The following is a 20390-nucleotide window of genomic DNA, read 5'->3' as shown; positions in this document are numbered from 1 at the left end:
TTGCGATAGATATTCAATTTTGAATGATTGATCATTCATAGTTAAGTGACGATAGCCTAGGAGAGACACCTGTACCCATGCCGAACACAGCAGTTAAGTCCTAGAACGCCTGAAGTAGTTGGGGGTTGCCCCCTGTGAGATAGGGTAGTTGCTTAGCTAGCATCCGGCATAGCTCAGTTGGTAGTAGCGCATGACTGTTAATCATGATGTCGTAGGTTCGAGTCCTACTGCCGGAGTATCTCAACTAGCGTAGGCTAGTTTTTTTATTGCCTTCGTTTCTAGCTCAGTTGATTCTTTAAGCTTTTTGTGATATTATTAGTTAGCAATGAAATTAACTGGTTAAGGATAAAGGAGAATTCTATGAAACACTTATCAGAACGTATTGATAAAGCCATTAATAAAATTTTATTATTTTCAGAGAATCAACACGAGTTATTGCTTGGCACTTGTCAAAGTGATATTAAATTAACCAATACACAAGAGCATATTTTAATGCTTTTAGCTGATGAACAATTGACAAATTCTGATTTAGCTATTAGATTAAAGATTAGTCAAGCTGCAGTAACTAAGGCTATTAAAGGTTTGGTAAAACAAGGGATGTTAGCTTCTTCTAAAAATAAAGAAGATGCAAGAATTACCTATTTTGAGTTAACTGAGTTGGCTAAACCCATTGCAGTTGAACATCAGCTTCACCATAACAAGACGTTATCTTTTTATGACCATTTGTTAGAAGAATTTTCAGAAGACGAACAACTGGTGATTGAAAAATTTTTAGATCAGTTGTCTGACACATTAGAAAGAGAAAAATGAGATATATTACAGTTAAGAATTTGGCTTTTCAATATGATGCTGAGCCAGTTTTGGAGGATATTAATTATCATTTAGATAGTGGGGAATTTGTTACCTTAACTGGTGAAAATGGTGCTGCAAAATCAACATTGATTAAGGCTACCTTAGGTATTTTAAAACCAAAAATTGGTACAGTTGAGCTTTCTAAAGTTAATAAAGATGGCAAAAAACTTAGAATTGCCTATTTACCTCAACAAATTGCGAGTTTTAATGCTGGTTTTCCAAGTACTGTTTATGAATTTGTCAAATCAGGTCGCTACCCTAGGAAGGGTTGGTTTAGAAGACTTAATGCTCATGATGAAGAACATATTAAAGTCAGTTTAGAGTCAGTTGGCATGTGGGAAAATCGTCACAAAGCTATAGGTAGTTTGAGTGGTGGTCAAAAACAAAGAGCAGTGATTGCTAGAATGTTTGCTAGTGATCCAGATATTTTTATTTTAGACGAACCAACTACGGGAATGGATATAGGTACAGTTGAAACTTTTTATGAACTGATGCACCATAGCTCGCATCAACACGGTAAAGCGGTGTTGATGATTACGCATGATCCTGAAGAAGTTAGAAAGTATTCGGATAGAAATATTCATCTCGTGAGAAATCAAAATTTACCTTGGCGTTGTTTTAACGTTCATAGTGATAATCAGGGGGTAGAACAAAATGCTTGAGATATTATCCTATGACTTTATGCAAAGAGCCTTTCTTGCTGTTATCGCCATCAGTATTTTTTCACCTATTTTAGGTATTTTTTTAATTCTTCGTCGTCAAAGTTTGATGAGTGATACACTAAGCCATGTTTCTTTGGCAGGTGTTGCCTTAGGTGTATTCATTGGTATTTCACCAACCTGGACAACTATTTTAGTGGTTAGTTTGGCAGCCATTGTTTTAGAATATTTGCGGACTGTTTATCGCCATTACATGGAAATCTCTACAGCTATTTTGATGTCTTTTGGTTTAGCTATTTCACTGATTATTATTAGTAAAGCTAATAATTCTAATGGTGTTGGTTTGGAACAGTATTTATTTGGTTCTATCATAACGATTACGGCAGAACAAGTTGTTGCATTATTTACCATTGCTTTAGTAGTTTTAATGTTAACCATTTTATTTATTAGACCAATGTATATTTTGACGTTTAATGAAGAAACAGCTTTTGTTGATGGTTTACCTGTTAGATTAATGTCAATTTGTTTTAATTTGGTTACAGGTGTGGCTATTTCTCTTATGATTCCAGCTGCTGGAGCCCTCTTAGTTTCAACGATTATGGTTTTACCAGCTAGTATTGCTATGAGAATTGGTAAGAGTTTTAAAGCAGTCATTACTTACGGGATTTTAATTGGTTTCTTTGGTATGGTACTTGGTATTTTTATTTCATTTTGGGCTAAAACGCCAGCGAGTGCAACTATTACCATTATCTTTATCATCATGTTTTTAGTGGTTAGTATTGTTAGAGTCATTGCTAAACTTATAAGAAAATAATGAAAATAAAAACCAGTTTAAGGCTATAACCTTAAGCTGGTTTTCTTATTTTGTTTTAGTAGGTTAGAACGAAGTATTTTTTCTTACCGCGTCTAATAACTGTTAGTTCACCATCAATTTTATCTACATCTGAAAGAATGTAATTAACGTCTTGTATTCTGTCACCATTAATGTAAATGGCCCCATTAGTCACGTCTTCACGTGCTTGACGTTTTGAGGTCACAACATTAGCTGTTACAAGTAAATCGACAATAGTTAGATTGTCTTCTTTTGTCACGTGATAGTTTGGGACGTTATTTAGACCTTGTTTTAACTCGTTAGCTGATAGGTTCTTAATGTTCCCTGCAAAGAGTTGTTCGGTAATATTAATCGCTTTGTCAAAAGCTTCTTTACCGTGAACAAGAGTTACTACTTCCTTAGCTAAGATTTTTTGAGCTAAACGTTTGTGTGGTTCTTGTTCAAATGCTACTCTAATCTCTTCAATTTCTTCAAGAGATAAGAAAGTAAAGATTTTAAGGAAACGAACAGCATCATCATCCATTGTATTGACAAAGTATTGGTACATTTCGTAAGGTGATGTTTTAGTCGCATCAAGCCAGATGGCATTGCCTTCTGATTTTCCAAATTTTTTACCTGAAGAATCGGTAATTAAAGGAACAGTAATGACGTGGCCTTGTTTGTTGGCTTTTCGTCTCAAAAGTTCTGTCCCAGCAGTCATGTTACCCCATTGGTCACTCCCTCCAACTTGTAGGGTGACATTGTGAGTACGATTCAGTTCGTAGAAGTCATAACCCTGCATGATTTGGTAGGCAAATTCGGTGTAAGAAATCCCTGTTTCAATGCGTTTTTTAACGGATTCTTTACTCATCATGTAGTTGACGGTGAAGTATTTTCCAATATCTCTAAGAAAATCAATAAAACTGATAGATTGGAACCAGTCATAGTTATTGACCATTTCAGCTTTATTGTTACCATGTTCAAAATCGAGAAAGCGAGCTAGCTGTTTTTGAATACTCTGACTCCATTTTTCTACGGTTTCTTTGGTTTGAAGACTTCTTTCACTATCTTTAAATGATGGATCACCAATCAATCCAGTCGCACCCCCAACCAAGGCATAAGGTTTATGGCCTGCTAATTGCAAATGACGAATCACTATAATGGGAACCAAGTGCCCTAAATGAAGGCTATCGGCTGTTGGGTCATAACCAGAATAAAGAGCAAGAGATCCTTCAGCTAGTTGTTTTTCTAAGGCTTCTTCATCAGTTGTTTGAAAAATCAAACCACGTTCTTTTAATTCTTTGAAAATAGTCATTATCTTACTCTCCATTATTTATAATCTTACTGGTCATTATAACAAAAAGAAGGGTTTCTATGCAAGTCTTGTTAAATTTTGTTATAATATGGGATGAGGTATTTTTATGAAACGATCAGATAAAGATAATTTAAAAGATATAATTACTAAAAAAACACAATCCTTAAAAAATAAAATGAGTGGCAAAAAAAATTCTCAACCATCTCAATTAAGCATGATGGATATTGGCTCAGTTTTTCTTAGAACTTTGAAGCTAATGTCTGATTTTTTCTATGTTATCGTTTTGCTTTTTGCTTTTTTAGGTATGGGGATTGGCTTTGGCTATTTTGCAAGTCAAATTGATGATGTTGAAATTCCTGATAGAGAAACTTTAATTGCTGACGTCAGTAGCTTGACCAGTATTTCAAAGATGACTTTTTCAGATGATTCACTGATTTCTACCATTAATACCGATTTATTAAGAACACCTGTTGGTAGTGATGCGATTTCAGAAAATATCAAAAATGCCATTATTGCTACTGAGGATGAAAATTTTATGACCCACAAAGGTGTGGTTCCTAAAGCGGTTTTTCGTGCAACATTGACTTCTGTTTTAGGAATAGGTGAAACAAGTGGTGGTTCAACGTTAACACAACAATTACTCAAGCAACAAGTTCTTGGTGATGATCCAACCTTTAAACGTAAAGCAAAAGAAATTATTTATGCCTTGTCACTTGAGCGTTATATGGATAAGGATGAAATATTAACGAAATATCTTAATGTGTCGCCATTTGGTCGCAATAACAAAGGACAAAATATTGCAGGTATTGAAGAAGCTGCTCAAGGTATCTTTGGTGTTTCTGCCAAAGATTTAACCATCCCTCAGTCAGCTTTCTTAGCTGGTTTACCTCAAAGTCCTATTGTTTATTCTCCTTACACATCAACGGGTGAGTTTAAGACAGAAGAAGATATGGCCATTGGTCTTAAAAGAGCTCAAAATGTTTTATACAGTATGTATCGAACAGGGCAACTATCAAAAGCAGATTATGAGAGTTACAAGGCTTATGATTTGAGACAAGATTTTAAACAGCCAGAAGCCATTATTGAAGACAATCATGATTATCTTTACTACACTGTATTAGCAGAAGCTAAAGATATTATGTATGATTATTTGGTGGAAAAAGATGGTGTTTCTGAACAGGACTTAAAAAATGATGACACGAAACAAGCCTATGAAGAAAAAGCTTTAAAAGCCATTCAACTTGGAGGCTATACTATCCAAACAACTATCAATAAAACTGTTCACAATGCCATGCAAGATGCTGCGAGAAATTATGGTGGGCTTTTAGATGATGGGACTGGCCAAGTTCAAATGGGAAATGTCCTCTTGGATAATCGAACAGGTGCTGTTATTGGCTTTATTGGTGGTCGTGATTATAATACCAATCAAAACAACCATGCTTTTGATACCTATAGATCACCAGGTTCAAGTATTAAGCCAATCCTTGCCTATGGTCCGGCTATTGATCAAGGATTGATGGGTAGTGCTAGTATCTTATCAAATTATCCAACAACTTTTTCAAGTGGTCAAAAAATTATGCATGGTGTCGATGAGGGAACGAGCATGGTAACCCTTCAAGAAGCTCTTAACACGTCTTGGAATATTCCAGCCTTTTGGACTTATCAAATGCTTCTTAAAGAAGGTGTTGACGTCAAAGGTTACATGGAAAAGATGGGTTACTCAATTCCTTATTATGATATAGAGAGTTTACCTTTAGGTGGTGGGATTGAAACTTCTGTTGTTCAACAAACAAATGCCTATCAAGCCATTGCTAATAATGGGGTTTTCCTCAAAGAGTACATTGTTTCAAAAATTACTGATGCAGATGGTAACGTGATTTATGAACATCAGCCTGAACCAATACAAGTATATTCTAAAGCAACTGCAAATATTATGACATCGCTTCTTAGAGGCCCGATTAGTTCTGGGGCAACAACAACCTTTGCTTCAAGATTAAGTGGATTAAACGGTAATCTTTTAGGAGCTGACTGGATTGGCAAAACAGGAACAACCAATGAAACGTCTGATGTTTGGTTAATGTTATCAACACCTTCGGTTTCTCTAGGTTCTTGGGCTGGACACGATGATAACAGTTCTTTAGCCGCCTTAACAGGATATAATAATCATGCTAATTATGTCGCTCATCTTGTGACAGCTATTAATAATGCAGATCCTAATATTTTAGGAACATCTGAGAAGTTTACAATGGATCCTAGCGTCATTAGTGCATCTGTTTTAAATTCAACAGGATTACGCCCTGGTTCTGTTTCTATCAATGGTAGAACCATCAATGTGGGAGGCTCTACTACAACTAGTTTATGGGCTAAAAATGGTCCAGGAGTAACAACTTATAAATTTGCTATCGGAGGAACAGATAGTGATTATGCTCAAGCCTGGGCAAAAATAGTTGGCAGTAATCCAGCGCCAGCGCCAAAACCAAAAGAAGAAAAACCACAAAAAGAAGACGATGATACTCCATAAGCCTTTGATTAACAACAAAGAGAATCATTAAAAATAGTTGCTTTTTAATAGAAAATAAGGTATACTAGTAAAAGAATTTTGTCGTCTGTTTTAGTTGAAATATTGTCCAACTAAGACTTACAGCAGTTAAATCACACTATTAGTCAGATTTAGCTGCTCTTTTTGTGCCCATTTTTAGAATTTTTTATGAATTGTAATCTATTCTTAAATTTTCTAAAAATTCAAAAAGGACTATTATTTTGTTGACACTTGCTTGTTTAACAAGCCTATTAGAAAAAAGGAGTTGAAAACTTGGCAGGACATGAAGTTCAATACGGAAAACACCGTACACGTCGTAGCTTTTCAAGAATCAAAGAAGTTCTTGATTTACCAAATTTGATTGAAATTCAAACAGATTCATTTCAAGATTTTCTTGATCATGGGTTAAAGGAAGTTTTTGAGGATGTTCTTCCAGTATCTAACTTTACAGATACGATGGAACTAGAATTTTTAGGTTATGAAATAAAAGAACCTAAATACACTCTAGAAGAAGCTCGTGCTCATGATGCTCACTATTCAGCACCTATTTTTGTGACATTTCGCCTAGTTAATAAAGAAACTGGTGAGATTAAAACACAAGAGGTGTTCTTTGGTGATTTTCCATTAATGACAGAGATGGGAACATTTATCATCAATGGTGCAGAAAGAATTATCGTTAGTCAGTTGGTGAGATCACCAGGTGTTTACTTCAACGATAAAGTGGATAAAAACGGTAAAGTGGGCTATGGGTCAACTGTTATTCCTAATCGTGGGGCATGGTTGGAACTTGAAACAGATGCAAAAGATATTGCTTATACTAGAATTGACCGTACACGTAAAATTCCATTTACAACCCTTATTCGTGCTTTAGGATTTTCTGGTGATGATGAAATCATCGATATTTTTGGTGATGGTGACCTTGTTAGAAATACCATTGAAAAAGATATTCACAAAAATCCAAGCGACTCACGAACTGATGAAGCTTTAAAAGAAATTTACGAGCGTCTTCGTCCGGGTGAGCCAAAGACAGCAGAAAGCTCTCGTAGTCTTTTGATTGCTCGTTTCTTTGATTCACGTCGTTATGATTTAGCGGCTGTTGGTCGTTATAAAATCAACAAAAAATTAAATGTTAAAACACGTCTTTTAAATCAAACCATTGCAGAAAACTTAGTAGATGCTGAAACAGGAGAAATTCTTGTCGAAGCTGGTACTGTAATGACACGTGAAATCATTGATAGTATTTCAGAACACATTGATGGTGATTTAAACAAATTTGCCTATACACCAAACGACTATGCTGTTCTTGTTGAACCTGTTGTTCTTCAAAAATTTAAGGTTTACTCACCAATTGATCCAGATAGAGTTGTCACTATCGTTGGTAATGCTAATCCAGATGAAAAAATTAGAAATCTAACACCAGCTGATATTCTCGCTGAAATGAGTTATTTCTTAAACCTTTCAGAGGGTCTTGGGAAAGTAGATGATATTGACCACTTGGGTAATCGTCGTATCCGTGCCGTTGGTGAATTGTTAGCCAACCAGTTCCGTATCGGTTTAGCTCGTATGGAACGTAATGTGCGTGAGCGTATGAGTGTTCAAGATAATGAAACCCTAACACCACAACAAATTATTAATATCAGACCCGTTACAGCGGCAATCAAAGAATTCTTTGGTTCTTCTCAGTTATCACAATTCATGGACCAACATAATCCACTTTCTGAATTGTCACACAAACGTCGTCTATCAGCCCTTGGACCTGGTGGTTTGACACGTGACCGTGCCGGTTATGAAGTCCGTGACGTTCACTATACTCACTATGGTCGTATGTGTCCGATTGAAACACCTGAAGGACCAAACATTGGTTTGATCAACAACTTGTCATCTTATGGACACTTAAATAAATATGGTTTTATCCAAACACCATACCGTAAAGTTGACAAAGAAACAGGTGTGGTTACTCGTGACATTGAGTGGCTGACAGCTGATGAAGAAGATGAATACACTGTCGCACAAGCAAACTCTATTCTTAACGAAGATGGTACTTTTGCTGAGGAAATCGTTATGGGACGTCATCAAGGTAATAACCAAGAATTCCCAATAAGTGCTGTTGATTATGTAGATGTTTCTCCTAAACAGGTAGTTGCGGTTGCAACAGCGTGTATTCCTTTCCTTGAAAACAACGACTCAAACCGTGCCTTGATGGGTGCCAACATGCAACGTCAAGCTGTACCGTTGATCGATCCAAAAGCACCGCTTGTTGGAACAGGAATGGAATATCAAGCCGCTCATGATTCCGGAGCTGCTGTTATTGCACAAAATGATGGTAAAGTTATCTACTCTGATGCTGATAAAGTAGAAGTTCGTAGAGAAGATGGTGGTCTTGATGTTTATCAAATCACTAAATTCCGTCGTTCTAACTCAGGAACTGCTTATAACCAAAGAACCCTTGTAAAAGTTGGTGACCTTGTTGAAAAAGGAGACTTTATTGCTGATGGCCCATCAATGGAAAATGGTGAAATGGCTTTAGGTCAAAACCCAATTGTTGCCTACATGACTTGGGAAGGTTACAACTTTGAGGATGCGGTCATCATGAGTGAGCGTTTGGTTAAAGACGATGTCTATACCTCAGTTCACTTAGAAGAATTTGAAAGTGAAACGCGCGACACTAAACTTGGTGCAGAAGAAATTACTAGAGAAATTCCAAACGTTGGTGAAGAAGCCCTTAAAGATCTTGATGAAATGGGTGTTATTCGCATTGGTGCAGAGGTTAAAGAAGGAGACATCCTTGTTGGTAAAGTCACACCAAAAGGTGAAAAAGACTTATCTGCTGAAGAACGTCTCTTACATGCGATTTTTGGTGACAAATCTCGTGAAGTTCGTGATACTTCTCTTCGTGTCCCACATGGTGGTGATGGTGTCGTTCGTGATGTTCGCATCTTCACACGCGCTAATGGCGATGAACTTCAATCTGGTGTTAATATGTTAGTTCGTGTTTATATCGCACAAAAACGCAAAGTTAAAGTCGGAGATAAAATGGCTGGACGCCACGGGAACAAAGGGGTTGTTTCTCGTATTGTTCCAGTAGAAGACATGCCATACTTACCAGATGGTACACCGGTTGATATCATGTTGAATCCTCTTGGGGTACCTTCACGGATGAATATCGGTCAAGTTATGGAGCTTCACTTGGGTATGGCCGCTCGTACTCTGGGTGTTCATATGGCAACACCAGTCTTTGATGGTGCTACCGCAGAAGATTTGTGGGAAACTGTTAAAGAGGCTGGTATGGATAGCGATGCTAAGACAGTCCTTTATGATGGACGTACTGGAGAGCCTTTTGATAACCGTGTTTCTGTTGGTGTCATGTACATGATTAAACTCCACCACATGGTTGATGATAAATTACACGCACGTTCTGTTGGACCATACTCACTTGTTACCCAACAACCACTTGGTGGTAAAGCACAATTTGGTGGACAACGTTTCGGTGAGATGGAAGTTTGGGCCCTTGAAGCTTATGGTGCTTCACACGTTCTTCAAGAAATCTTGACCTACAAGTCTGATGATGTGATTGGTCGTTTGAAAGCTTATGAAGCTATCACAAAAGGAAAACCAATTCCAAAACCAGGTGTTCCAGAATCATTCCGTGTCCTAGTCAAAGAGTTACAATCTCTTGGATTAGATATGAGAGTCCTTGATGAAGATGACAGAGAAGTTGAACTTCGTGATCTTGATGAAGGTGAAGATGATGATGTGATGCACGTTGATGATCTTGAAAAAGCACGTGAAAAACAAGCTCAAGAAGCAGCAGAATTTGCTAGCGAAGAAAAGAAAGTCAGTGACGAAACCTCACTAACTTAAACAATTATTAACCAATGAATACTATTCAATGTTAATATGATGAGAAGTAAAAAAGAAAGGTAATAACTAGTGGTTGACGTAAATCGTTTTAAAAGTATGCAAATCACATTAGCCTCACCAAGCAAAGTCCGTTCATGGTCTTATGGTGAAGTTAAAAAACCTGAAACAATCAATTACCGTACCTTAAAACCAGAACGTGAAGGACTATTTGATGAGGTCATCTTTGGTCCTACAAAAGATTGGGAGTGTGCCTGTGGCAAATACAAACGTATTCGTTACAAAGGGATTGTTTGTGACCGCTGTGGTGTTGAGGTCACTCGTGCCAAAGTGCGCCGTGAACGTATGGGGCACATTGAGTTAAAAGCTCCTGTATCACATATTTGGTATTTTAAAGGTATTCCAAGTCGTATGGGCTTGACACTTGATATGAGCCCACGTTCCTTAGAAGAAATTATTTATTTTGCTGCCTATGTTGTCATCGATCCAAAAGAGACACCATTAGAGCCTAAATCACTCTTGACAGAACGTGAATATCGTGAAAAATTACAAGAGTATGGACATGGTTCATTTATCGCAAAAATGGGTGCTGAAGCTATCCAAGATTTATTGAAACGTGTTAATCTTGATGCTGAAATTGCTGTCTTAAAAGAAGAATTAAAAACAGCATCTGGTCAAAAGCGTATCAAGGCTGTTCGTCGTTTAGATGTTCTTGATGCCTTTAATAAATCAGGTAATAAACCTGAATGGATGATTTTAAATATCTTACCAGTCATCCCACCAGATCTTCGTCCAATGGTTCAATTGGATGGTGGTCGTTTTGCAGCCAGTGACTTAAATGACCTCTATCGTCGTGTTATCAACCGTAACAACCGTTTAGCACGTCTTTTAGAGCTTAATGCCCCTGGTATTATTGTTCAAAATGAAAAAAGAATGCTCCAAGAAGCTGTTGATGCTTTGATTGATAATGGTCGTCGTGGTCGTCCAATTACTGGACCAGGTAGTCGTCCATTGAAATCACTCAGCCACATGCTTAAAGGAAAACAAGGACGTTTCCGTCAAAACCTTCTTGGTAAACGTGTAGACTTCTCAGGACGTTCAGTTATTGCTGTTGGTCCAACACTTAAAATGTATCAATGTGGTGTCCCTCGTGAAATGGCGATTGAATTATTCAAACCATTCGTGATGAGAGAAGTCGTTGCTCGTGATTTAGTCCAAAACGTTAAAGCAGCTAAACGCTTAATCGAGCGTGGGGATGAACGCATCTGGGATATTCTAGAAGAAGTCATCAAAGAACATCCTGTTCTTCTTAACCGCGCACCTACTCTTCACAGACTTGGTATTCAAGCCTTTGAACCTGTTCTTATTGATGGACGTGCCCTTAGACTTCATCCACTTGTTTGTGAAGCCTACAATGCCGACTTTGACGGGGACCAAATGGCGATTCATGTGCCTTTATCAGAAGAAGCACAAGCAGAAGCTCGTCTTTTGATGCTTGCAGCAGAACACATCCTTAATCCTAAGGATGGTAAACCTGTTGTTACCCCATCTCAAGATATGGTTCTTGGTAACTATTATTTGACGATGGAAGATGAGGGAAGAAAAGGTGAAGGCATGGTCTTTAAAGATCGTGATGAGGCTGTTATGGCTCTTCACAATGGTTATGTTCATCTTCATAGCCGTGTTGGGATTGCCGTTGATAGCATGACTGACAAGCCTTGGAAAGATCACCAAAAACATAAAATTATGGTCACAACAGTTGGTAAAATTTTGTTCAATGAAATTATGCCTGCTGATCTGCCTTACCTACAAGAACCTAACAATAGTAATCTAACAGATGGTACACCAGATAAGTATTTCTTAGAACTTGGTACGGATGTCAAAGAAGCGATTAAAGCACTTCCTTTAAATGAACCATTTAAGAAGAAAAACTTAGGAAATATCATCGCTGAAACCTTTAAACGTTTTAGAACAACAGAAACCTCTGCATTTCTTGATAGATTAAAAGACTTAGGTTACTACCACTCAACCTTGGCAGGATTAACAGTAGGTATCTCTGACATTCCTGTTATCGATAATAAACAAGAAATTATTGATGTTGCCCATGCTAAAGTTGAATCAATTAATAAAGCCTTCCGTCGTGGTTTGATGACTGATGATGATCGTTATGAAGCAGTCACTACAACATGGCGTGAAGCCAAAGAAGCCTTAGAGCGTCGCTTAATTGAAACACAAGATCCTAAGAATCCTATCGTTATGATGATGGACTCAGGAGCGCGTGGTAATATCTCTAACTTCTCTCAACTTGCGGGGATGCGTGGTTTGATGGCGGCACCTAATGGTCGTATTATGGAACTTCCAATCCTATCTAACTTCCGTGAAGGTCTCTCAGTACTTGAGATGTTCTTCTCAACACACGGTGCTAGAAAAGGAATGACTGATACGGCGCTTAAGACTGCCGACTCTGGATACTTGACTCGTCGTCTTGTTGATGTTGCTCAAGATGTTATCATTCGTGAAGATGACTGTGGCACTGATCGTGGTTTGATTATCACAGCCATTACAGATGATAGAGAAGTCACAGAAACACTTGAAGAACGCTTGCAAGGACGTTACTCTAAGAAATCTGTGAAACATCCTGAGACTGGTGAAGTCTTGATTGGTGCAAATCAATTAATTACAGAAGACATTGCTGCTAAAATTGTTAATGCTGGTGTTGAAGAAGTGACTATTCGTTCAGTCTTTACATGTAATACTCGTCACGGTGTGTGTCGTCATTGTTATGGTATTAACCTAGCAACTGGTGATGCGGTTGAAGTTGGTGAAGCAGTTGGTACAATTGCTGCCCAATCAATCGGTGAGCCTGGTACTCAGTTGACCATGCGTACCTTCCATACTGGTGGTGTGGCTTCAAATACCGATATTACCCAAGGTTTACCTCGTATTCAGGAAATCTTTGAAGCACGTAATCCTAAAGGGGAAGCAGTTATCACTGAAGTTAAAGGTGAAATTGTTGATATCGAAGAAGATGCTTCAACACGTACTAAGAAAGTCTTTGTCAAAGGTGAAACAGGTGATGGAGAGTATGTTGTGCCATTTACAGCTCGTCTAAAAGTTGCTATCGGTGATACTGTCCTTCGTGGTCAGGCCCTGACTGAAGGGTCTATCCAACCTAAACACTTACTTGAAGTTCGTGATACTTTATCTGTTGAGACCTATCTCTTAGCAGAAGTTCAAAAAGTATACCGTAGCCAAGGGGTTGAAATCGGAGATAAACATATCGAGGTGATGGTACGTCAAATGCTTCGTAAGGTTCGCATTATGGATCCAGGGGACACTGACTTATTACCAGGTACTTTGATGGATATTTCTGACTTTACAGATGCCAATAAAGAGATTGTGATTTCTGGTGGAATTCCTGCAACAAGCCGTCCAGTCTTAATGGGAATTACCAAAGCTTCCTTAGAAACCAATTCCTTCTTATCTGCAGCTTCCTTCCAAGAAACAACTCGTGTCTTAACAGATGCTGCTATCCGTGGTAAGAAAGACCATCTTCTTGGACTTAAAGAAAATGTTATTATTGGTAAGATTATTCCAGCTGGTACTGGTATGGCAAGATATCGTCATATTGAACCTCAAGCTATTAATGAAGTGGAAACAACAGAAAATATTACTGATGAAGAAACAGTGGGAGTTACTGAATAATGAGAGAGATTCGCATTTTGCGAGTCTTTTTCATTACCCTTATGAGCAAATCCTTTCGTTAATCAGACATATTACTATATAATGTCTTTATAAGGATGTGGAACTATGTATCAAGTAATTGAGATTTATGGCGATTTTGAACCGTGGTGGTTTTTAGAAGATTGGAAAGATGACATCGTATCAGAAACGACGTTTTCTACTTTTAAAGAAGCTCTCGCTTTTTATACAAAAAAGTGGGAAGAGTTTAAAAGGACTTTTCCAAGCTTCCAAAGTAGAAGTGATTTTATGGCAGCTTTTTGGGATGATAATGAAAAGCGTTGGTGTGTTGATTGTGATGAAGACCTTCAGCAATACCACTCGCTTTTATTATTAAAAGATGACCAAATAATACCTGAAGCACTTCATGATGAAAAATTTAATTTAGGTAATCAAGTAACAACACCGCCATCATGTTCTCTTAATTTTTAAGCAAATGATGTTTATATCATTTCCCTTATAATAGTTTATCTTATAAAAGATACCTACCGTTATTAAAATAACGGTATTTTTTTGTCTCAAAAAAGATCTTTAATTTTAAGATGATAATCCGAATAGTCTAGTGAAGGGGAAAAGAATGATACAAGAAATAGGAAAAAACATTATTAAACAAGCTGTTGAAAAACAGGCTCAGGATATCTATCTCATTCCTAAAAGTAACCAGTATGAGTTATACATGAGGATAAAAGATGATAGAAAATGGATAGCTTCTTATCCCTATGAAGAAATGGCGGGTTTGATTAGTCATTTCAAGTTTGTTTCGGGGATGAATGTTGGTGAAAAAAGGCGTAGTCAACTAGGAGCTTGTGATTACCTTTATGATAACGAAAAAGCCATTTCACTAAGGTTATCAAGCGTGAGTGATTACAAGGGATTTGAGAGTTTAGTCATACGGCTCCTTTTTGACAATCAAGAAAGCTTAGCATTTTGGTTTGATGGTGATAAAAAAATGTTTCAAGAGCAATATGTGAGAGGACTCTATCTTTTTTCAGGCCCAGTTGGAAGTGGCAAAACCACTCTCATGTATCATTTGATTAGAGAGAAATTTCCAGATAAACAAATCATGACGATTGAAGATCCGGTTGAAATGAAACAAGAAAACATGCTTCAACTTCAGATTAATAATAGTATTGAGATGACTTATGAACGTCTCATCAAATTATCACTAAGGCATAGACCCGATGTGTTAATTATTGGTGAAATTAGAGACACTGAGACTGCAAGAGCGGTTATTAGAGCTAGTCTTACGGGTGTTATCATTTTTTCAACCCTGCATGCTAAAAGTATTCCTGGGGTTTATCATCGTTTATTAGAATTGGGGATTACGAAAAAAGAATTAGCCAACACGCTTAATGGTGTTGCCTATCAAAGGCTAATAGCAGGAGGAGCGCTTATTGATTTTGCCAAAGAAAACTACCAAAACTATTCCCAAAATCAATGGAATAAACAGCTTAAAACACTTTTTACAGATGGACATATCACTAAGGAGCAAAAAGAAGCCGAAGAGATTATCACTTAAACAGCAAAAAAAGATTGTTCAATTATTTAACAACCTCTACGCGAGTGGCTTCACACTATCAGAGACCATTACTTTCTTGGAGCGAAGCCATATGTTAAAAAAGCCGGTTACCCATCAAATGAAAGCAGGTTTACTTAGTGGATTAAGCCTATCACATATTTTTTCTTCGATTGGCTTTTCTGATAATGTTGTGACGCAAATAGCACTAGCTGATAGTCATGGCAACGTTCAAAAAAGTCTAAGTAAGATTGATGCTTATCTTGAAAATATTATTCTCGTAAAGAAAAAACTGATTGAAGTGGCCACTTATCCCCTGGTATTACTGGGATTTATGATGTTAATCATGATGGGCCTCAAAAATTATATGTTGCTTGATGTTGAAAATGGTAATCTAGCAACCAGGATAATTTCGCAGTTTCCAAATGTTTTCTTTGCTGTTTTACTTATCCTTATAGGATTAATCATTGTAGGTTATGGTCTGTCTCATCGTCTTGGGAAAATGAAACTTTATCGCTTTCTTAGTCGAATTCCTTTTTTAGGTGGTTTTATCCAGTGCTACTTAAGTGCCCTTTTTGCTCGTGAATGGGGAAATCTAATTGGTCAAGGCATTGAGCTTTCTGTTGTTGTCAAATTGATGCAAGAACAAAAATCACTATTGTTTCAAGAAATCGGTCAGGAACTAGAGAAAGCCTTGTTGTCTGGTATGACTTTTCATGAAAAAATAGCTAGCTATCCTTTTTTTGTCAAGGAACTCAGTTTAATCATTGAATATGGCCAAATCAAATCAAAACTTGGACTAGAATTAGAGATTTATGCACAGGAACTTTGGCGCTTATTTTTTAACAAGGTGACAAAAGCAACACAACTGATTCAACCGATTGTCTTTCTCTTTGTAGCTGTCGTCATTGTGATGATTTATGCTGCTATGCTCTTACCTATTTATCAAACCTTGGAGGTTTAATTTATGAAAAAAACACTATTAATTGCTTTAAAGAAGAAAACTGTCAAAGCTTTTACATTAATCGAAATGTTGATGGTCTTATTTGTCATTTCGGTCTTGCTCCTACTTTTTGTTCCTAATCTGAATAAGCAAAAAGATAAAATTCAAGAGACAGGGAATGCCGCGATTGTTAAAATTGTTGAAAGTCAAGCAGATCTTTATGAGCTAGGGTCAAATGATACAGCTAGTATTTCCAAATTATTGGCTGATGGTAGCATCACAGAAAAACAAGAAGCAGGCTATAAGGAGTATTATGCTAATCACACAGAAGAAACCCAAAAAGTACCGAATTAAAGCTTTTACATTATTAGAAAGTCTACTGACACTTGCAACAACTAGTTTCTTGGTGCTTAGTTTATCTGCGTCAGTATCAACGATTCTCACGCAAATGGAGGAACGATTGTTCTTTTTGAATCTTGAATATCTCTATCAAGACACGCAAAAGCTTAGCCTAGCCTCACAAAAAAAGAGAAGTATCACCTTTAATAATCAAACCGTTTCAACGAATAGAGCTATTTTAAAGATACCTCAAAGTGTTCATTTAAAAGAAAATCTGATAATAACTTTTAATCAAGCTGGTGGTAATTCATCTTTGAAGAAAATAATCTTTGAAACAGACCATCAGATGATTAAATACCAATTGTATATAGGGAGTGGAAAATATAAAAAAGACATTGAAAGCCTACATTCTCCTTGAAAGTTTGATAGCTTTAGCCTTATTGGTGATGGTGACAACTGTTATTTTGGGAGAACTCAGTAAAGATAGTCAAAGAATCAAAGATAATATTAGACAAGAACAAGTTTTGAATGTGGCAAGTATGGCTGTTCAAACCCATCAAAGTGAGCTGACAGTTGATGGCGTAACCGTTAGTGTCAAAGAAAGCACAAATAGTATAAGAGTCTTTCATGAGGGAGAGGAAGTGATGTCAGTTGCTGAAAAATAAGGTAAAAGCTTTTACACTGTTAGAATGTCTTGTTTCGCTTTTAGTCATTGCAGGGAGTTTGACTATTTATCAAGGACTCACAAAAAGCCTTAATAGTCATATCACTCACTTATCCACTCACGATGATGAAGAGTGGTTACTATTTTGCCAGCAATTGCGAAAAGAGTGGGAGGGTAGTCATTTTGACAAGATAGAAAATCATAAATTATACCTCACTAAAAATCAGAAAACCTTAGCCTTTGGAAAGTACAAAAAAGATGATTTTAGAAAGACAAGCGCGAGTGGTCGTGGCTATCAGCCGATGATTTATCAAGTCAAAGAAGTGACTTTTGAAAAAAGAGAACAAATCGTCACCTTAAGACTAACTTTTAATGATGGGCAAGAAAGGAGTTTTGTCTATGCTTTTAAAGAAAAAAGTTAAGGCAGGTATTCTCATTTATGCGCTACTAATCTCGGCAATTTTTGCCATGCTTTTACAATTTTACTTAGGACGAATTGTTGCCAGTCAAAGACAACACCAAGCCCAAATCAGTCAAAGCCAGTCCTATCTCATGGCACAAATGACAGCTAGAATAGCCAGTAAAGATAAGGGTCAACTCATCTTTAAAGAAGGACAAACAAGCTATGAAAAGACAGAAGAGAACATCTCCATCCAAGTGCAACTAACGAATCAGCAGACTTTTTCCTACACTTTCTTGGCGCCCTCTTTAGAGAGTCATCAAAAAATGAAGTAAGCCGCAAAAGGCTTTCTTTTCTTTTGTCCTTATTTTTGATATGATTAGACAAGGAGGAAAATATGAATTTCGAGACTATTGAACAAGCCTTTCATCTTATCTGGGAGAACACTCAGGTGCTTTCAAATCAATTGAAGACAAGTCTTTATGATGCTTTAATTGAGCAAAATGGGTATTACATAGAAGGCAAAGAAGAAACACCAGCCATCAAAGAAAATAATAGCAAACTTCACCAGTTATCTCTAAGTAAGGAAGAATGGCGCAAAACTTTTGAATACCTCTTTATCAAAATCAATCAATATGAAAAACTGCAGACCAACCACCAATTTACACCAGATGCTATTGGTTTTTTGATTTTGTTTTTAATGGAAACACTGACAGCTAATAAGCCGTTAACGGTGATAGAAATGGGAAGTGGGACAGGTAATCTTGCTCAAACCATTGTCACTAATAGTGAGAAAGAACTCACTTACTTGGGAATAGAATTAGATGATTTATTAATCGATTTGGCAGCCAGTATCTCTGAAATTATCGATTCATCAGTGAGCTTTTTCCAAGCGGATGCCGTTCGTCCTCACATCTTAAAAGAAAGTGATGTGATTATCAGTGATTTACCAGTAGGCTATTATCCTAATGATGCTATTGCTTCAAGGTATCAAGTGGCAGCCAAAGAAGGTCATACCTATGCCCATCATTTGATGATGGAACAAGCTGTTAAATACCTTAAAGAAGATGGCGTTGCTATTTTTTTAGCACCCGTTAATCTTTTGACGAGTGAGCAGAGCGATTCTTTAAAACATTGGTTGGTGGATGCGGTGGATTTGTTAGGGGTCATCACCCTACCAGAAAATCTTTTTGGCAGTAAAGCAAATGCCAAATCACTCTTTCTCATGAAAAAGAAATCACACCAAAGCATTGAAACATTTGTTTACCCAATCTCAGATTTACAAAATAAGGAAAATCTTGTTGATTTTATGGAAAATTTCAAAAAATGGGTTAAAGACCATTACAATTAAGCTAAATTTTGCTATAATGGAACAATAGAAAGAAAGGCTATATTGAGGTGAATTATGTCAAAAACTATTGCAATTAACGCTGGAAGTTCAAGTCTTAAGTGGCAACTTTATAGAATGCCTGAAGAAGAGGTATTGGCAAAAGGGGCTATCGAAAGAATTGGTAAATCAGATGCTATCTCTACAGTGAAATATGGAGATAATAAAGAAGAAGAGATTCTTGAAATTCTTGACCATACAGCAGCGGTTGAATTACTACTTGCTGATCTTAAAAAACATGGCATTATCCAAGAATTTGAAGAAATTACCGGCGTTGGGCACCGTGTTGTGGCTGGTGGAGAAGACTTTAGCGATTCTGTTATTTTAGATGATGCAGCGATTGAAAAAGTGGCTGAACTTGCTAAATTAGCACCTCTTCACAATGGTGCAGCTGCAGATGGGATGAGAGCATTTAAGAAATTATTGCCAAACATCACAAGTGTAGCCGTTTTTGATACCGCTTATCACTCAAGCATGCCAGAACTAGCTTACCGCTACCCAATTGCTGAAAAATACTACACAGACTACAAAGTACGTAAATACGGAGCACACGGAACAAGTCATTTCTACGTTTCAAGAGAAGCAGCAAGACTTTTAGGTAAGCCTGTTGAAGAGTTGAAAATCATTACGGCTCACATCGGAAACGGTGTCTCCATCACCGCTAACTTATATGGTAAGAGTGTTGATACTTCAATGGGCTTCACACCACTTGCTGGACCAATGATGGGAACACGTTCTGGTGATATCGACCCAGCCATCATTCCTTACTTGGTCAATGAAGTGCCAGAACTAAAAGATGCCGCAGCCGTTGTTAATATGCTTAACAAAGAGTCAGGTCTTGCTGGTGTTTCTGCCCTTTCAAATGACATGCGTGACATTGAAAATGCTAAAGAAAAAGGCGATGAAAAAGCTACTCTTGCATACGAGATGTTTGTTGATCGCATTAAGAAATTCATCGGTCAATACCTAGCTGTTTTAAACGGAGCAGATGCCATTGTCTTTACCGCTGGTATGGGAGAAAATGGTACAGAAATGCGCCAAGACATCATTGATGGCCTCTCATGGTTTGGTTTAGAACTTGACCCAGAAAAGAACGTCTTTGGCTATAAAGGTATTATTTCTAGCGAGAATTCTCGTGTGGCTATCTTGTCAGTACCAACTGATGAAGAATTGATGATTACACGTGATGTGGAACGCTTGAAAAATCAAAGCAAATAAGAAAATAAAAAGAAGTCGTTAGGAAACTAACGGCTTTTTTGATGACGATAAAAAGCATAAATACCCGTATAAAACGCGCTTAAAAAGCTATTTTATGGATAATCATACTGTTTAAAGAGAGAATTGACTTATTGGACGCTTCTCTTGA

Annotated in this window: 17 protein-coding genes, 1 tRNA gene and 1 rRNA gene; 18 read left to right on the top strand and 1 reads right to left on the bottom strand. The window is 37.2% G+C overall.

Annotation, left to right across the window (positions count from 1 at the left end; genetic code table 11):
- Window positions 1-41 precede the first annotated feature (41 nt).
- The 5 genes from rrf (at window position 42) to N7659_RS05690 (ending at window position 2325) form a co-directional block, all read left to right on the top strand.
- A 5S ribosomal RNA gene (rrf, locus tag N7659_RS05710) occupies window positions 42-157 on the top strand.
- Between the two features lie 5 nt (window positions 158-162).
- Window positions 163-236 (top strand) — tRNA-Asn (locus N7659_RS05705).
- A gap of 124 nt (window positions 237-360) precedes the next feature.
- A complete protein-coding gene (locus N7659_RS05700; protein ID WP_263276240.1) occupies window positions 361-810 on the top strand; it encodes a zinc-dependent MarR family transcriptional regulator in 450 nt (149 codons plus the stop codon).
- On the top strand, window positions 807-1514 hold the full coding sequence (locus N7659_RS05695; RefSeq protein WP_263276239.1) for a metal ABC transporter ATP-binding protein: 708 nt from the start codon (window positions 807-809) through the stop codon (window positions 1512-1514). Before N7659_RS05700 ends, N7659_RS05695 begins: the two co-directional genes overlap by 4 nt.
- Entirely contained in the window at window positions 1507-2325 is an 819-nt protein-coding gene (locus N7659_RS05690; protein ID WP_263276238.1) for a metal ABC transporter permease, read from the top strand. Before N7659_RS05695 ends, N7659_RS05690 begins: the two co-directional genes overlap by 8 nt.
- A 55-nt stretch (window positions 2326-2380) precedes the next feature.
- Here N7659_RS05690 and tyrS read toward each other — a convergent pair whose 3' ends face one another.
- Entirely contained in the window at window positions 2381-3637 is a 1257-nt protein-coding gene (tyrS, locus tag N7659_RS05685; RefSeq protein WP_263276237.1) for a tyrosine--tRNA ligase, read from the bottom strand.
- A 175-nt stretch (window positions 3638-3812) separates the two neighbouring features.
- Here tyrS and pbp1b point away from each other — a divergent pair, with 175 nt between their 5' ends.
- The 13 genes from pbp1b to N7659_RS05620 all read left to right on the top strand — a co-directional run bounded on the left by pbp1b (window position 3813) and on the right by N7659_RS05620 (window position 20242).
- Window positions 3813-6158: a penicillin-binding protein PBP1B gene (gene pbp1b, locus N7659_RS05680; protein WP_263276243.1), complete on the top strand. Its 2346-nt coding sequence runs from the start codon at window positions 3813-3815 to the stop codon at window positions 6156-6158.
- Between the two features lie 291 nt (window positions 6159-6449).
- Entirely contained in the window at window positions 6450-10037 is a 3588-nt protein-coding gene (gene rpoB / locus N7659_RS05675; RefSeq protein ID WP_263276236.1) for a DNA-directed RNA polymerase subunit beta, read from the top strand.
- Between the two features lie 69 nt (window positions 10038-10106).
- On the top strand, window positions 10107-13739 hold the full coding sequence (gene rpoC, locus N7659_RS05670) for a DNA-directed RNA polymerase subunit beta' (RefSeq protein ID WP_263276235.1): 3633 nt from the start codon (window positions 10107-10109) through the stop codon (window positions 13737-13739).
- Window positions 13740-13844: 105 nt separating this feature from the next.
- Window positions 13845-14207 carry a DUF1033 family protein gene (locus N7659_RS05665; protein WP_263276234.1) on the top strand — a complete coding sequence of 121 codons (363 nt, stop codon included), beginning with the start codon at window positions 13845-13847 and terminating at the stop codon, window positions 14205-14207.
- A gap of 145 nt (window positions 14208-14352) precedes the next feature.
- Window positions 14353-15294 carry a competence type IV pilus ATPase ComGA gene (gene comGA / locus N7659_RS05660; RefSeq protein ID WP_263276233.1) on the top strand — a complete coding sequence of 314 codons (942 nt, stop codon included), beginning with the start codon at window positions 14353-14355 and terminating at the stop codon, window positions 15292-15294.
- Window positions 15176-16255: a competence type IV pilus assembly protein ComGB gene (gene comGB / locus N7659_RS05655; RefSeq protein ID WP_411575301.1), complete on the top strand. Its 1080-nt coding sequence runs from the start codon at window positions 15176-15178 to the stop codon at window positions 16253-16255. Before comGA ends, comGB begins: the two co-directional genes overlap by 119 nt.
- Window positions 16256-16258: 3 nt before the next feature.
- Entirely contained in the window at window positions 16259-16588 is a 330-nt protein-coding gene (comGC, locus tag N7659_RS05650; RefSeq protein WP_263276231.1) for a competence type IV pilus major pilin ComGC, read from the top strand.
- Window positions 16548-16991, top strand: a complete 444-nt coding sequence (gene comGD / locus N7659_RS05645; protein WP_263276230.1) for a competence type IV pilus minor pilin ComGD — start codon at window positions 16548-16550, stop codon at window positions 16989-16991. The genes comGC and comGD overlap by 41 nt, the downstream gene beginning before the upstream one ends.
- A complete protein-coding gene (gene comGE / locus N7659_RS05640) occupies window positions 16969-17238 on the top strand; it encodes a competence type IV pilus minor pilin ComGE (protein WP_263276229.1) in 270 nt (89 codons plus the stop codon). Before comGD ends, comGE begins: the two co-directional genes overlap by 23 nt.
- Window positions 17225-17659 (top strand): competence type IV pilus minor pilin ComGF, encoded by a 435-nt coding sequence (gene comGF / locus N7659_RS05635; protein ID WP_263276228.1) that lies wholly within the window; start codon window positions 17225-17227, stop codon window positions 17657-17659. The genes comGE and comGF overlap by 14 nt, the downstream gene beginning before the upstream one ends.
- Window positions 17637-17972 carry a competence type IV pilus minor pilin ComGG gene (gene comGG / locus N7659_RS05630; protein WP_263276227.1) on the top strand — a complete coding sequence of 112 codons (336 nt, stop codon included), beginning with the start codon at window positions 17637-17639 and terminating at the stop codon, window positions 17970-17972. The genes comGF and comGG overlap by 23 nt, the downstream gene beginning before the upstream one ends.
- 62 nt (window positions 17973-18034) lie before the next feature.
- Entirely contained in the window at window positions 18035-18988 is a 954-nt protein-coding gene (locus N7659_RS05625; protein ID WP_263276226.1) for a class I SAM-dependent methyltransferase, read from the top strand.
- 54 nt (window positions 18989-19042) lie between these two features.
- Window positions 19043-20242, top strand: coding sequence for an acetate kinase (locus N7659_RS05620; protein ID WP_263276225.1), 1200 nt, complete (start codon window positions 19043-19045; stop codon window positions 20240-20242).
- Window positions 20243-20390: the final 148 nt, after the last annotated feature.

Origin of the sequence: Streptococcus sp. CSL10205-OR2, assembly GCF_025660655.1 — a bacterium.
Taxonomy (GTDB): domain Bacteria; phylum Bacillota; class Bacilli; order Lactobacillales; family Streptococcaceae; genus Streptococcus.
This window is presented reverse-complemented; position numbering and strand designations above follow the sequence as displayed.

What these genes read in the sequence shown, in the direction of transcription:
- comGC (WP_263276231.1), top strand. Translation starts at nt 16,259, where the DNA reads ATGAAAAAAACACTATTAATTGCTTTAAAGAAGAAAACTGTCAAAGCT.
- N7659_RS05700 (WP_263276240.1), top strand. Translation starts at nt 361, where the DNA reads ATGAAACACTTATCAGAACGTATTGATAAAGCCATTAATAAAATTTTA.
- N7659_RS05695 (WP_263276239.1), top strand. Translation starts at nt 807, where the DNA reads ATGAGATATATTACAGTTAAGAATTTGGCTTTTCAATATGATGCTGAG.
- N7659_RS05690 (WP_263276238.1), top strand. Translation starts at nt 1,507, where the DNA reads ATGCTTGAGATATTATCCTATGACTTTATGCAAAGAGCCTTTCTTGCT.
- N7659_RS05665 (WP_263276234.1), top strand. Translation starts at nt 13,845, where the DNA reads ATGTATCAAGTAATTGAGATTTATGGCGATTTTGAACCGTGGTGGTTT.
- N7659_RS05625 (WP_263276226.1), top strand. Translation starts at nt 18,035, where the DNA reads ATGAATTTCGAGACTATTGAACAAGCCTTTCATCTTATCTGGGAGAAC.
- comGG (WP_263276227.1), top strand. Translation starts at nt 17,637, where the DNA reads ATGCTTTTAAAGAAAAAAGTTAAGGCAGGTATTCTCATTTATGCGCTA.
- comGA (WP_263276233.1), top strand. Translation starts at nt 14,353, where the DNA reads ATGATACAAGAAATAGGAAAAAACATTATTAAACAAGCTGTTGAAAAA.
- tyrS (WP_263276237.1), bottom strand. Translation starts at nt 3,637, where the DNA reads ATGACTATTTTCAAAGAATTAAAAGAACGTGGTTTGATTTTTCAAACA.
- pbp1b (WP_263276243.1), top strand. Translation starts at nt 3,813, where the DNA reads ATGAGTGGCAAAAAAAATTCTCAACCATCTCAATTAAGCATGATGGAT.
- comGD (WP_263276230.1), top strand. Translation starts at nt 16,548, where the DNA reads ATGCTAATCACACAGAAGAAACCCAAAAAGTACCGAATTAAAGCTTTT.
- N7659_RS05620 (WP_263276225.1), top strand. Translation starts at nt 19,043, where the DNA reads ATGTCAAAAACTATTGCAATTAACGCTGGAAGTTCAAGTCTTAAGTGG.